The organism is Mesorhizobium cantuariense (assembly GCF_042647205.1).
Lineage (GTDB): Bacteria > Pseudomonadota > Alphaproteobacteria > Rhizobiales > Rhizobiaceae > Mesorhizobium > Mesorhizobium cantuariense.
Window position 1 is genome coordinate 4,939,280 of sequence record NZ_JBHRVD010000001.1, and the last position, 12,164, is coordinate 4,951,443.

Annotated in this window: 15 protein-coding genes; 6 read left to right on the plus strand and 9 right to left on the minus strand. The window is 62.9% G+C overall.

The genetic code is table 11. From position 1 onward, the window contains the following. Positions 1–44: 44 nt before the first annotated feature. Positions 45–1,019, minus strand: a complete 975-nt coding sequence (gene trxB / locus ACFOJ9_RS24095; protein ID WP_378981991.1) for a thioredoxin-disulfide reductase — start codon at positions 1,017–1,019, stop codon at positions 45–47. Positions 1,020–1,269: 250 nt separating this feature from the next. On the opposite strand from trxB, the gene ACFOJ9_RS24100 reads away from it, so the two are divergent. After that, positions 1,270–1,749, plus strand: a complete 480-nt coding sequence (locus tag ACFOJ9_RS24100; protein WP_378981993.1) for an Lrp/AsnC family transcriptional regulator — start codon at positions 1,270–1,272, stop codon at positions 1,747–1,749. 264 nt (positions 1,750–2,013) lie between these two features. Continuing rightward, complete coding sequence (locus ACFOJ9_RS24105) at positions 2,014–2,808, plus strand: glycosyltransferase family 2 protein (RefSeq protein ID WP_378981995.1); 795 nt, start codon at positions 2,014–2,016, stop codon at positions 2,806–2,808. Between the two features lie 4 nt (positions 2,809–2,812). Here the strand turns inward: ACFOJ9_RS24105 and ACFOJ9_RS24110 are convergent, their stop codons facing one another. From ACFOJ9_RS24110 to ACFOJ9_RS24135, 6 genes are all read right to left on the minus strand, one after another. Next, entirely contained in the window at positions 2,813–3,472 is a 660-nt protein-coding gene (locus ACFOJ9_RS24110; protein ID WP_378981997.1) for a D-glycero-alpha-D-manno-heptose-1,7-bisphosphate 7-phosphatase, read from the minus strand. Then, the gene (locus ACFOJ9_RS24115; protein ID WP_378981999.1) at positions 3,465–4,037 is read right to left on the minus strand and encodes a D-sedoheptulose-7-phosphate isomerase; all 573 of its coding nucleotides are present in this window, start codon (positions 4,035–4,037) and stop codon (positions 3,465–3,467) included. Before ACFOJ9_RS24115 ends, ACFOJ9_RS24110 begins: the two co-directional genes overlap by 8 nt. 7 nt (positions 4,038–4,044) lie before the next feature. Beyond that, positions 4,045–5,538 (minus strand): D-glycero-beta-D-manno-heptose-7-phosphate kinase, encoded by a 1,494-nt coding sequence (gene rfaE1, locus ACFOJ9_RS24120; protein WP_378982001.1) that lies wholly within the window; start codon positions 5,536–5,538, stop codon positions 4,045–4,047. Positions 5,539–5,678: 140 nt separating this feature from the next. Next, positions 5,679–6,311, minus strand: coding sequence for a LysE family translocator (locus ACFOJ9_RS24125; protein ID WP_378982003.1), 633 nt, complete (start codon positions 6,309–6,311; stop codon positions 5,679–5,681). A gap of 38 nt (positions 6,312–6,349) precedes the next feature. Next, positions 6,350–6,763 carry a hypothetical protein gene (locus tag ACFOJ9_RS24130; RefSeq protein WP_378982005.1) on the minus strand — a complete coding sequence of 138 codons (414 nt, stop codon included), beginning with the start codon at positions 6,761–6,763 and terminating at the stop codon, positions 6,350–6,352. After that, positions 6,756–6,992 carry a type II toxin-antitoxin system Phd/YefM family antitoxin gene (locus ACFOJ9_RS24135; RefSeq protein ID WP_378982007.1) on the minus strand — a complete coding sequence of 79 codons (237 nt, stop codon included), beginning with the start codon at positions 6,990–6,992 and terminating at the stop codon, positions 6,756–6,758. Before ACFOJ9_RS24135 ends, ACFOJ9_RS24130 begins: the two co-directional genes overlap by 8 nt. A 154-nt stretch (positions 6,993–7,146) precedes the next feature. Here ACFOJ9_RS24135 and rfaD point away from each other — a divergent pair, with 154 nt between their 5' ends. The 3 genes from rfaD to waaC are packed head-to-tail and all read left to right on the plus strand — an operon-like array spanning position 7,147 to position 10,048. Next, positions 7,147–8,097 carry an ADP-glyceromanno-heptose 6-epimerase gene (rfaD, locus tag ACFOJ9_RS24140; protein ID WP_378982009.1) on the plus strand — a complete coding sequence of 317 codons (951 nt, stop codon included), beginning with the start codon at positions 7,147–7,149 and terminating at the stop codon, positions 8,095–8,097. Then, on the plus strand, positions 8,070–9,077 hold the full coding sequence (gene waaF / locus ACFOJ9_RS24145; RefSeq protein ID WP_378982011.1) for a lipopolysaccharide heptosyltransferase II: 1,008 nt from the start codon (positions 8,070–8,072) through the stop codon (positions 9,075–9,077). The genes rfaD and waaF overlap by 28 nt, the downstream gene beginning before the upstream one ends. Then, a complete protein-coding gene (gene waaC / locus ACFOJ9_RS24150; protein ID WP_378982013.1) occupies positions 9,074–10,048 on the plus strand; it encodes a lipopolysaccharide heptosyltransferase I in 975 nt (324 codons plus the stop codon). Before waaF ends, waaC begins: the two co-directional genes overlap by 4 nt. 238 nt (positions 10,049–10,286) lie before the next feature. On the opposite strand, the gene greA is transcribed toward waaC, so the two are convergent. Then, positions 10,287–10,760 carry a transcription elongation factor GreA gene (gene greA, locus ACFOJ9_RS24155; RefSeq protein ID WP_013530066.1) on the minus strand — a complete coding sequence of 158 codons (474 nt, stop codon included), beginning with the start codon at positions 10,758–10,760 and terminating at the stop codon, positions 10,287–10,289. 274 nt (positions 10,761–11,034) lie between these two features. Beyond that, positions 11,035–11,574: a tetratricopeptide repeat protein gene (locus tag ACFOJ9_RS24160; RefSeq protein WP_378982015.1), complete on the minus strand. Its 540-nt coding sequence runs from the start codon at positions 11,572–11,574 to the stop codon at positions 11,035–11,037. Between the two features lie 143 nt (positions 11,575–11,717). On the opposite strand from ACFOJ9_RS24160, the gene ACFOJ9_RS24165 reads away from it, so the two are divergent. Continuing rightward, positions 11,718–12,143 (plus strand): DUF3775 domain-containing protein, encoded by a 426-nt coding sequence (locus ACFOJ9_RS24165; protein ID WP_378982017.1) that lies wholly within the window; start codon positions 11,718–11,720, stop codon positions 12,141–12,143. The last annotated feature ends 21 nt before the right edge of the window (positions 12,144–12,164 follow it).

Below are 12,164 nucleotides of genomic sequence, written 5' to 3' on the forward strand. Positions count from 1 at the left end.
AATCAGGCTTTTACACGGCGTCTCTAAGCCGCTTTCTGAACTCTCTACTCGGCCGCTTCGCGGTGCACCTCGATGCCGGCCAGATACTTCTCCGCCTCGAGTGCGGCCATGCAGCCGAGCCCCGCCGCCGTCACCGCCTGGCGGTAGATATCGTCGGTGACGTCGCCGGCCGCGAACACGCCGGGCACGTCGGTGCGGGTCGAGTCCGGCGCCGTCCACAGATAGCCGTTCGGCTTCTGCTTCAGCTTGCCTGCGAACAATTCGACCGCCGGTGCGTGGCCGATCGCCACGAAAACGCCGTCGACCTTGAGGTGCGACACCTCGCCGGTCGCCGCATGCTTGAGCTTCAGGCCTTCGACCGAGGGCGGCAGCGGCGTCTTGCCGGGACGGCCGGTGATCTCGTCGACGATCGTGTCCCAGATGACGCGGACATTGTCCTTCTTCAGCAGCCGCTCGCGCAGGATGCGTTCGGCGCGGAAATCGCTGCGCCGATGGATGACCGTCACGCTCTTGGCGAGGTTGGACAGATAGAGCGCCTCTTCCACCGCCGAATTGCCGCCGCCGATCACCGCGACATCTTTGCCGCGATAGAAGAAACCGTCGCAGGTGGCGCAGGCCGATACGCCAAAACCCATGAAGGTCTGTTCGGTCGGAATGCCCAGCCATTTCGCTTGCGCGCCGGTGGCGATGATCAGCGCGTCGGCGGTGTAGGTGGTGCCGGAATCGCCCTTGGCACGGAACGGCCGCACGTTGAGATCGACCTCGGTGATGATGTCGTTGATGATGTCGGTGCCGACATGCTCGGCCTGCTTCAGCATCTGCTCCATCAGCCACGGACCCTGGATCGAGTCGGCGAAGCCGGGGTAGTTCTCGACATCGGTGGTGATCATCAGCTGGCCGCCCTGCTGCAGGCCGGCGACCAGCATCGGCTTCAGCATGGCGCGGGCGGCATAGACCGCCGCCGAATAGCCGGCCGGGCCGGAACCGATGATGAGAACGGGCGCGTGCTTGGTGGTCATCTAAAGCCTCTGCGGAGGGCTGCCGGCAATTGCGGCATGGAAAACTCGGTCTGTATCGCGCGTAATGTAAGTGTTGCCCACGACGCCAGCAAGGCAAGTTGGCGTTCGTCCCCGGAAAGCTTTGTCGCACCCCCGCCCCGCTTGATCCTGCGAAATATTCCGGGCGAGGGATGGAATGGACAGCGAAGTCGTTTAATTACAAAATCACGCAAGATTCTTGCGTGTGGCCCCTGACTTCTCGAGAGCCCTCATGCCGCTCAAGGCCGACCTCGATGCCATCGACTGGAAGATCCTGCGCGAACTGCAGGACGACGGCCGCATGACCAATGTCGAACTGTCGAGCCGCGTCGGCATTTCGGCGCCGCCATGCCTGCGCCGCGTCAAGCGGCTGGAGGAAGCCGGCATCATCCGCGGCTACCGCGCTTTGCTCAATGCACCGGCGCTCGGCCTCGATGTCGTCGCCTTCTGCCTGATCGGCCTGCATCACCAGGCCGACGCCGAGTTGCGTACCTTTGCCGAGCGCACCCGAGGTTGGCCGATCGTGCGCGACGCCTGGATGGTGTCGGGCGAATCCGATTTCCTGCTGCATTGCGTGGCGAGCGACCTCGGCACCTTCCAGACCTTCGTCATCGAGGAGCTGACCTCGACCCCCAATGTCGACACGGTGCGCACCGCGCTCACCATCCGCCGGGTCAAGGACGAAGGGCTGGTCTCGTTTGCGCAGCCTTGAGCCGATCGAACGGCAGCGCCACATCGGGCCTGGCCGATGCGGGTTGCGCGCTTCGCCATATCAGGGCCGCTTTGGCATTCGATAGGCTGTCGTGTAGAAAAATCCGGATCGTTCTGCCGTGGCCCGCCCTGTTGGTTTCCTAGAGCAATACCAGGAAAAGTGTGTAACGGGAAAAGCGCATAGCGCTTCCCCTTGGGGATTGCGTAAAAACAGATGGTGCAAGCAGCGCAAATTCCGAGAACAGTGTGCCGTAGGGTGGGGACCATGACTCGATTTGCTAGCCCGGTTTCGGCGCTTGTCATCTGCATGAACGAAGCCGACATGATCGGCCAGTGCCTGGAAAGCGTCGACTTCTGTGCCGAGATCATCGTCGTCGATTCAGGCTCGACGGACAGCACCATGGACGTCGTCCAGGAGTTCATCGCCAAGGGCTACCCGATAAGGCTGTTTCACAACGACTGGCCGGGTTTTCCACGTCAACGGCAATTCGCCCTCGATCAGGCCACGCAGCCATGGTGCCTTTCGATTGAAGCCGATGAGGCCATCGACGACCTGCTCAGGCAGTCGATCATGGACGTGACGCAGCCTCGCAATGACGCCTTCGACGGATGGTACATCAGACGCCGCGACAAGCTGAAGGGCTATGGCTATGCGCACCGCTGGGTGCTGCACAACAGGCTGCTGCGTCTTTTCCGCCGTGACAAGGCCACCATGGACCTCAATTTGCGGGTCCATGAATCATTCGAAGTGCCGGGCAAGACCGGCACGATTGAGAATGGCGTGTTGCTGCATCGCCGTGAAATGACTGTCGCCGAGGATCTGGTAAGGGCCAACACCTACTCCAGCCTCAAGGTTGCCACGCTGGTCGAGAGAGGCAAGAAGCCCGGCCTGGTAAAACTGGTGCTGTCGCCGCTCGGCAACTTCCTGAAGTTCTACCTGGCCAAGCGCTACTTCCTGTGCGGCCGGCACGGCTTCGTCTATTCGATGATGGTGATGGTGTATTCGTTCGCCACCGAGGCCAAGCTTTATGAGGCTTGGCGAGACAACGATCCGGTGTGAGCCGTCACCGCTCGCCTGACACTACGCCAAGTGCCGCTATTGCGGCGAGCAGGCCGTCGAAGTCCCCGCGGTCGCGCCAGGGCCTGACCGTGAAGCCCGATTGAACAGCCGCTTGCCCGTCGACCAGCCAGCCCTGCGAGAGGCCGGCGCGCTTTCCCGCCTCCATGTCGGCCTTCTTGTCGCCGACAATCAGCGAGCGCTGCAGATCGAGCCCGAGACGCTTGGCCGCCTCCAGCAGCATGCCCGGATTGGGCTTGCGCATCGGATGGTCGGCGACCACAAGCGGACCGGAGCCCGCCTCGTGATAGGCGCAGGCGAGGACCATATCCACGAACGCATTGTCGGCGCACAGCAGGTCGAGCACGCGGCCGTTGACGGCGGCGAAATCGCCCCAGCCGGAATAGCCGCGTGCGATGCCCGACTGGTTGGTGACGATGATGACGGGAATGCCGGCCCGGTTGGCGGTAGCGATCACCGCCGCGATATCCGCGCGCAGCACCATTTCGGCCGGATCATCGGGATAACCGGTATCGACATTGATGGTGCCGTCGCGGTCGAGGAACAGCGCCGGCCTGCCGACGGGAAACACCGTCGAGCCGATCCGCTCGACCCATAGGCCGGGCTCCGCCAGCGGATAGCGGCCAGAGGTCGTGGAATCAACCATCGCTGAGGCGCGCTTCGACCACCTCGCACAGATGATGATAGAGGCACAGATGCCCTTGCTGGATGATCGGCGTCGAGGTCGACGGCACGTTGAGCAGGATGTCGGACAGTGGCTTCAGCTTGCCGCCGGTGTCGCCGGTCAGGCCGATCACCGTCATGTCCATCATCCGCGCCTGTTCCGCGGCGGCGATGATGCTCGGCGAATTGCCGCTGGTCGAGATTGCCAGGAGCACGCCGCCGGCCGCGCCATGCGCCTCGACCTGACGCGAAAACACCGTGTCGAAGCCGTAGTCGTTGCCCCAGGCGGTCAGCACGGCGGCATTGGCCGGCAGCGCGATGACGTTGTAGGCCTTGCGCTCCTTGAGAAAGCGGCCGACCAGTTCGCCGGCAATGTGGATGGCATCGCTGGCCGAGCCGCCATTGCCGGCGATCAGGAGGGCTTTTCCCGACGAAAGCGCGGTCACAACGGCGCTCGCCGCCCGCTCCATCTCGCTGGTCAGGTCGCGCTCGACCATGGCTGATATGGCAGCCGCCGAGCGGACCAGGTAATCGTTCAAGTCGGACATGAAACCCTCAGTTTATGGTGCCGCCGGCACGCAATTTGCCAATGGTGCTGGTGGTGCTCTTGCCGGCGACGAGATCGACCAGAACGACGCGTCCGCCGGCCTTCTGCACCACATCGGCGCCGACCACGGTGTCGACCGTGTAATCGGCGCCCTTGACCAGTATGTCGGGCAGTAAGGCTTCGATCAGCGCCAGCGGCGTATCTTCCTCGAACACCACGACCGCATCGACCGAGGCGAGCGCCGCGAGCACGCAGGCGCGATCGTGCTGGTCGTTGACCGGGCGCCCTGCGCCCTTCAGCCGCCGCACCGAGGCATCACTGTTGAGGCCGAGCACCAGCCTGTCGCACTGGCTGCGCGCCGCGTGCAACAGGCTGACATGGCCGGCATGCAGGATGTCGAAACAGCCATTGGTGAAGCCGACGCTCAAGCCTTCTTCCTTCCACGCCGCGACCATGCGTGCGGCCGATGTGGCATCGAGGATGGCGTCCTTGTGGGCGGTCGGTCCATGCGAGCGGAACAGCGCGCCGGTGAGTTCCTCGACCGTCAGCCGCGCGGTGCCGCGTTTTCCGACCACAACGCCGCCGGCTGCGTTGGCGATCGAAGCGGCCATGACGGTATCGGCGCCTACGGCCAACGCCAGCGCGAAGCTCGCGATCACCGTGTCGCCGGCGCCCGAAACGTCGAACACTTCCCGCGCCTGGGTGGCGATGTGGCGTGCCTCGGTCGGGCCGACCACGCTCATGCCCTTTTCGCTGCGCGTCGCGACGACGAAGTCGAAGCTGTGCGCCGAAATCAACTGGCGTGCCGCGCCGACGATCTCGTCATCGGCGAACACCGCATGGCCGACGGCCTCGCCAAGCTCCTTGCGGTTGGGGGTGATGGCGGTCGCGCCGGCATAGCGCGCATAGTCGCGGCCCTTGGGGTCGACCAGAACCGGTTTTCCCGCCTCGCGGCAGATGGCGATCAGGTCGCCGGCGACACCGTCGAGCAGGATGCCCTTGCCGTAATCGGACAGGATGACGATGTCGGCGCGCGGCAGTGCAGCGCGGAAATGCCGGATCAGGCCGGCGCGCTCCGCAGCACCCAGCGGCTTGATCTCTTCCTCGTCGAAACGCAGCACCTGCTGGTTGAGCGCGCTGAAGCGGCTCTTTGACGAGGTCATGCGGCCACGCTCCTGCGAAAGGCCGGCCGTGTCGGCACCAAGCTCGCCAAGCATCCGCACCAGGCTGTCGCCCGCCACGTCGGTGCCGATTACCGAGACGGGAACAGCGGCAGCACCGAGCGAAACGATGTTGGCCACGACATTGCCGGCGCCGCCCATGGTCGAGGTCTCGCCGCGCCCGTGCAGCACCGGGATCGGCGCTTCCGGCGAGATCCGCTCGATGACGCCGTTGACGAAACGGTCGAGGATGAAGTCGCCGACCACCAGCACGGTGGCCTGGCCGAACCGCGCAATGGCGCGGTGCAGGGGTTCGGGGGAAGGCGGATTGTGCTTGATCATGTCACTGGCAACGCATGGAAAAGGCCGATTTCAATCGTGCTGGTCATCATCATCAACAGGCCGGATCGTTCATGGCGAAGCCGATATACCGCAAATCCGCGCAGCGCAACGGCAGGGCACGATCGAGACGGCCCGGGCGGTCAGCTCTTCTGCAAGGCGACATGGACACCCAGCCCAACCAGCACCGCGCCGCCGGCCCGCTGCATCAGCCGCTGTGCGCGGCTCGAACGCCGCAAACGGCCGATCACGGCGCCCGCCAGGAACACACAGACGACATCGGCCGAAGAGAACATCAGATTGACGATCGTGCCGAGCACGACGAATTGCAGCCAGACCGGAAACGCCGCCGAGGCATCGATGAACTGCGGCAGGAATGCCATGAAGAAGATCGCCGTCTTAGGGTTGAGCACCTCGACGGTGATACTCTCGAAAAAGGCACGTCGTGCCGATTTCCGCTCGATCGCGGGCAGCGCCGCATCGCCATCCACGCGCTTGCGGAACAGCGAGACGCCGAGCCAGATCAGGTAGAGCGCACCGACCAGCTTGACCGCCATGTAGAGTGTCGGCACGGCGTGAAACAGCACCGACAGACCGGCGGCGGCGGCGAAAACATGCACATAACCGCCCAGATGGATGCCAAGTGCCGCCGTCAGGCCGGACCAGCGGCCGCGCGCCATCGTCTGCGCCGCAGCATAGAGCATCGCCGGGCCGGGAATGTAGGCGAAGATCGCCGTAGTGGCGAAAAACGCCAGCAGCAGTTCGGTCGACGGCATTTCTTTGTCCCTCACGATCATGCCCGGTTTCGGGCGGCTCAGTCCGCACGCGGGATGGCTTTGGATTGGCCTGTGCGGACAGCCGCAATGAACGCGGACATGATTTTCTTGTGGAATGATGGGCTGAATGCGCCGATGCGCACACTCGGTTCGAAATAGGCTGAAGATTCCAGGATATCGTGGTTGTACTCGTCGACTATGACCCAAAGGGGGATAGGGTCAAGGCCGGCGCGGCGGCGTTCAATTTCCGGGATGCCGGCGGCAACGCGATCACGGCCCGGCTGCGTGGAGGTGATTGCAAGGATGAAGAGGTTCGTACCGCCGGCTTTCCCAGGAAGGACGGCCACAAAGACGACAGGCCGTGTCTTGCGGCCTTCGGTCTCGCCGTCTCCATGTTGGCGATACCACAGATATGGATATCTCCAGACGTCGGCGGCGATGGGTCTAATCACGATCCAGCTCTGCGATGTACTCTTCAAGCATCTCGACATGTTCGGGTGGGGCGTCTTTAGCCGCGTAGACGCGGCGGCTGTCGTTGCCGAAGCGCGCTTCGTAGGTCTCGATGCTCATCAGGACGTATCTCGGCTTGTTGTGACGTGTGATGGAGACTGGCTGCTGACTGGCAGCCGCGAGGACGTCTCCGAGATTCTGCTTCAGATCGGTTGATGGATAGTGTTTCATGAGCGCTCCATTTTGCACATAATAGACAAAACAGACAAAACAGACAAGCGTAAGAAACGACGGATCGGCAACACGCCTGCTTTATCGACAGCCCACCCTGCCTCCCTTATAAGGGCCGGAATCGGCAAGTGAAACGCGTATCAGGGCCAACCACATGATCATCGTCACGGGCGGCGCCGGCATGATCGGCTCCAACATCGTCGCCGCGCTGAATGCCGAAGGGCATGACGACATCCTCGTCGTCGACGACCTCACCGACGGCCACAAGATCGCCAATCTCGCCGACTTGCAGGTAGCCGACTATCTCGACAAGGACGATTTTCTGCTCCGCATGGAGGCCGGCTCGCTCGGCCGCATCGAGGCCGTCTTCCACCAGGGCGCCTGCTCCACCACCACCGAGTGGAACGGCAAATTCATGATGGAGATGAATTACGCCTTCTCGAAGCGGCTGCTGCACGCCAGCCAGACGCTGCGCGTGCCGTTCCTCTACGCCTCCTCTGCTTCCGTCTATGGCGGGGGTTCCGAATTTCGCGAGGATCCGGCGCTCGAGCGGCCGCTCAACGTCTACGCCTATTCCAAGAAGCTGTTCGACGATTATGTCCGGCGCACCGTCTTCGACACCGATCATTCGCAGGTCGCGGGCCTGCGCTACTTCAACGTCTATGGCCCGCGCGAAGCGCACAAGGGCGCCATGGCCTCGGTCGCCTTCCATCTGTTCAACCAGGTCGACCGCGGCGAGAACCCGAAACTGTTCGGCGCCTATGACGGGTTCGGACCCGGCGAGCAAAGCCGCGACTTCATCCATGTCGGCGATGTCGCCGACGTCAATCTGTGGCTGTGGAAGCGGGGCTCAAGCGGTATCTTCAATTGCGGCACCGGGCGCGCCCAACCCTTCCGCGCCATCGCCGAAACGGTGATCGACACGCTGGGTAAGGGCGAAATCGAGTTCATCACCTTCCCCGACCATCTCAAGGGCAGCTACCAGAGCTTTACGCAAGCTGATATGTCCCGTTTGCGTGCGGCCGGTTATAATGGCCAATTCCGGACAGTGGAAACCGGTGTCAGAGACTATGTCGAATGGCTGAAAGCCCAACGATCCTCGTGATCGGCCCACGCTGGGTGGGCGACATGGTGATGGCGCAGTGCCTGTTCTCGGCGCTGATGGAGCTGCATCCCAACGCCGCTATCGATGTGCTGGCGCCGGCATGGGCCGCACCGCTGGTCAAGCGCATGCCCGAAATCCGCCAGCAGATCGACTTTCCGCTCAAACCCGGCGCGCTCGAATTCACCCATCGCCGCCGCTTTGGCCGCCTGCTGCGCGGCCGCTACGACATGGCCTATATCCTGCCGGGCAGCTGGAAATCGGCGCTGATCCCGTTCTTTGCCCGCATTCCGCGCCGTGTCGGCAATCTACGCGAGATGCGCTACGGCCTGTTGACCGACATTGTGCCGCTGCCCGATGCCGTGAAACGACGCACCGCGCAGGCCTATTTCGGTCTCGCCCAGGGCGGCAGCTTCCGGGCGCCCCGGTTGACCGTGGACACGAAAAACCAGGTCGCCCTGCTCGACCGTTTCCGGCTGGCGCCGCAAAAATTCGCGGCACTGATGCCTGGTGCCGAGTTCGGCCCGGCCAAGCGCTGGCCGAGCGAAAGCTATGCCGGGCTTGCCCGCGATTTCATGGGCAAAGGCCTGAAGGTCGCGCTGTTCGGCTCGAAGAACGACCGCGACGTGACGGCGGAGATCGCCGCACTTGCCCCTGGCATCATCGACCTCGCCGGGCAGACGCGGCTGGAGGACGCCATCGACCTGATTGCTGCCGCAAGGCTGGCGGTCTCCAACGACAGCGGGCTGATGCATGTCGCCGCTGCCGTCGGCACGCCGATCGTGGCCATCTATGGCTCGACCTCGCCTGAGAACACGCCGCCGCTGGCGGAGCAGCGCGAGCTGGTCTGGCTCGGCCTGTCGTGCTCGCCCTGCCACCAGAAAATCTGCCCACTCGGCCACCTCAACTGCCTCAAGACGCTTGAAGTCGGCCAGGTGACCGCGGCAGCAGACCGCCTGCTGGAAATTCCGGCCGCGGCATGAAGGTGCTGATCGTCAAGACGTCCTCGATGGGCGATGTCATCCACACCTTTCCAGCTGTCGAGGATGCCAGCCTCAACCGGCCGGACGTGACCTTCGACTGGTGCGTGGAAGAGGCATTCGCCGGCATCGTGGCGCTGCACCCGGCGATCGACAGGATCCACACAGTGGCGATCCGGCGCTGGCGCAAGACGCTGTTCGACGGCGGCACCTGGCGCGAGGCCGCCGCCTTGCGCCGCACCTTGCGCGCTTGCTGCTACGACCTGGTCCTCGATGCGCAGGGACTGCTGAAATCGGCTCTGGTGGCAAGACAGGCTGGCGCACCCATTGCCGGCTTCGACCGTTCCAGCGCGCGCGAACCTTCTGCGACGCTGTTCTACGATGTCACCTATGCCGTGCCGCGCAACCTGCACGCCATCGAACGGACAAGACGGCTGTTCGGGCTGGCACTCGGCTATCAGCCCGATCTTTCGACGCTGGGCTCCGGCATCGTGCCGCCAGCCGGCAATCTGGCCGGCATCGGTGGAAAAACCGCCTTCCTGCTGCACGGCACCAGCCGCGAAGACAAGAAATGGCCCGTCCAAGACTGGATCGAAACCGCCCGCCTCGTTGTGGATCGCGGCATGACGCCGGTCACCACATGGTCGAACGAGCGCGAGAAGGCCGTTGCCGAAGCCGTCACCAAGGCAGTGCCATCAACAGTTGTGGTGCCAAAGTCACCGCTGGCCGACATCGCTGCATTTATCGGCCGCTCGGAGCTGGTCATCGGCGCCGACACCGGGCTGACCCATCTTGCCAGCGCCTTCGGGCTGCCGACGGTTGCGGTGTTCCTGGCAACCGAGCCCGGCCTCACCGGCCCGCGCGGACCCTATGCGTCGACGCTTTTGGCGGTGCCTGGCGGGCGTGTGATGCCGGCGGAGGTAGTGGCGGAAGCAGAAAAGCTATTGGCACTTAAATTACAGGCGCCGGCATAGGACCTTTCAGAATTCGCTCTGGCGAGTCGAATAGCGTGGTTCTTCGAGAACCGAGCGGAGCGTACTTCAAGTACATGAGCACCGGAAGCGCAGAAAACCGCCCGCGCATGACCCCGAAAATCGTAATTGATTTTCGGAAAGGGATCATGCGCTAACTGAAAATCCTACAGCGTCCTTTGCGCGTCCGAGAGGACGCGCGGCGCTGTAGTCGGCCGCCAGAGTAGAATTATTAGAGGTCCTAAATAAACTGCACCTGGACGATCTCATACCCCCTGGCACCGCCCGGCGCATTGACCTCGATGGCGTCGCCGACTTCCTTGCCAATGAGCGCGCGGGCGATCGGCGAGGAGATCGAGATGCGGCCGGACTTCACGTCCGCTTCCTGATCGCCGACGATCCGGTAGGTCTTCTTTTCCTCGGTGTCCTCGTCGACCAGCACCACGGTGGCGCCGAACTTGATCTTGTCGCCGCTGAGCTTGCTCACGTCGATCACCTCGGCGCGCGCGATATAATCTTCAAGCTCGTTGACGCGGCCCTCGTTGAGGCTCTGCGCCTCTTTGGCGGCATGGTATTCGGCATTTTCGGACAGGTCGCCATGCGAGCGCGCTTCGGAGATCGCCTCGATGATGCGAGGCCGCTCTTCCTGCTGGCGCCAGCGCAGTTCTTCCTTCAATGACGCGAACCCCTCGCCTGTCATCGGGACCTTGTTCATGATGCCTGACCTTTCCTGCTGCCACCCCCGCGTTTCGGGGAAAGCCTTGTCGATGGGTACAAAAAGAAAACGGTCCGGCAGCCTCGGGCTAACGGAACCGTTTCACCGCAATTTCCCTGAATATAGCAATCTTCGCGGGTTTTTCACGCCCAAAAATCGGTTTTGCAAAAATCATCCCCGCTTTCATCAGTCGGGGGCGGCTAATAAGACCAAGGGGTAACAAAAAAGCAGCCGCGATCGCTCGCGGCCGCTTCGAAGAGCCCCGGCGGCCTTTTCAACTCCTCATGAAATGGTCGATCTGCTCGGCCAGCATGCCGTATTCGCGCGAACCCTTGCCGGTTCGCTTCTCGATCTCCATCAATTGCTGCTGGGCGCCGGCCAGATCGCCGATCTGCAGATGTGCTTCGCCGAGATATTCGCGCACCAGCGTGTAGTTGGGATCGATGCGCAGCGCTTCCTCGTAATAGCCGAGGCCGACCGTGACGCGGCCGGAATGACGGTGCGAATAGCCGAGATAGTTGAGGATGCGCGGATCCTGCTTGTTGGCGGCGAGGCTGAGCACGGCAATCGCCTCGTCATAACGCCCGGCCATCGCCAGAGCGTGGCCCGCATCATAGATGCTGTCGTCATCCAGCATGCCTTCCTGGGGTGCGACGCATTTTTTCTTCTTCTTGTCCCAGACTTGGCCCTTCTTGCACTGGGTGACGGTCTGATCGCTGCCGCCACTATCGCCGCCGGCGGCAAACACCGGAACAGCAAGGAACTGCAGAGCGACCAGCGCGGTCGCAGCCTGGATCAGCATTCTTTTATGCATCGAAGCCTCCTGGAGGGGTGAGAATGCAACACTAACGCCGGACGGCTTGCGTTTCATCCCGGAAAAATGCGTGCCGGAGAACATCAGGTGACGGATGCCGCAAATCCGCTATCATCGGGCAAACGACCTGACGGAGACGGCTCGTGCAGCGGCGGCTTGAAAAGGACTGGGAGCTTTCGATCGGCCCCGACACCGTGCGCTTGTTCATCCTCAAGGCCAAGGCGCTGAGTGCGGCCGTCAATGAAGACTATGCCGATGGCGCCGAGCATGAGGTCGAGCTCGACGGCGAGTCCCATGTCAACCATCACCATGATGGCCTTGCCGAGGAAAGTTCCGAAAACCTCACCGAAGAAGAGCTACGCGAACTGATCAACGATCTCAATGTCGATGAAGCAGCCGAACTGATCGCGCTGGCCTGGGTCGGTCGCGGCGACTACGACGCCACCGAATGGGCGGACGCGCTTGCCACGGCGCGCGAACGCGCCAACAAGCGCACCGCAAAATACCTGCTTGGCATGCCGCTGCTTGCCGACTGGCTGGAGGAAGGGCTGGAAGCGATTGGCGCGTAACGACGTGGTTACCGTTCGTGA

Coding starts and splice junctions, on each gene's coding strand:
- trxB (WP_378981991.1), bottom strand. CDS start 1,019: ATGACCACCAAGCACGCGCCCGTTCTCATCATCGGTTCCGGCCCGGCC.
- ACFOJ9_RS24100 (WP_378981993.1), top strand. CDS start 1,270: ATGCCGCTCAAGGCCGACCTCGATGCCATCGACTGGAAGATCCTGCGC.
- ACFOJ9_RS24105 (WP_378981995.1), top strand. CDS start 2,014: ATGACTCGATTTGCTAGCCCGGTTTCGGCGCTTGTCATCTGCATGAAC.
- ACFOJ9_RS24110 (WP_378981997.1), bottom strand. CDS start 3,472: ATGGTTGATTCCACGACCTCTGGCCGCTATCCGCTGGCGGAGCCCGGC.
- ACFOJ9_RS24115 (WP_378981999.1), bottom strand. CDS start 4,037: ATGTCCGACTTGAACGATTACCTGGTCCGCTCGGCGGCTGCCATATCA.
- rfaE1 (WP_378982001.1), bottom strand. CDS start 5,538: ATGATCAAGCACAATCCGCCTTCCCCCGAACCCCTGCACCGCGCCATT.
- ACFOJ9_RS24125 (WP_378982003.1), bottom strand. CDS start 6,311: ATGCCGTCGACCGAACTGCTGCTGGCGTTTTTCGCCACTACGGCGATC.
- ACFOJ9_RS24135 (WP_378982007.1), bottom strand. CDS start 6,992: ATGAAACACTATCCATCAACCGATCTGAAGCAGAATCTCGGAGACGTC.
- rfaD (WP_378982009.1), top strand. CDS start 7,147: ATGATCATCGTCACGGGCGGCGCCGGCATGATCGGCTCCAACATCGTC.
- waaF (WP_378982011.1), top strand. CDS start 8,070: ATGGCTGAAAGCCCAACGATCCTCGTGATCGGCCCACGCTGGGTGGGC.
- waaC (WP_378982013.1), top strand. CDS start 9,074: ATGAAGGTGCTGATCGTCAAGACGTCCTCGATGGGCGATGTCATCCAC.
- greA (WP_013530066.1), bottom strand. CDS start 10,760: ATGAACAAGGTCCCGATGACAGGCGAGGGGTTCGCGTCATTGAAGGAA.
- ACFOJ9_RS24160 (WP_378982015.1), bottom strand. CDS start 11,574: ATGCATAAAAGAATGCTGATCCAGGCTGCGACCGCGCTGGTCGCTCTG.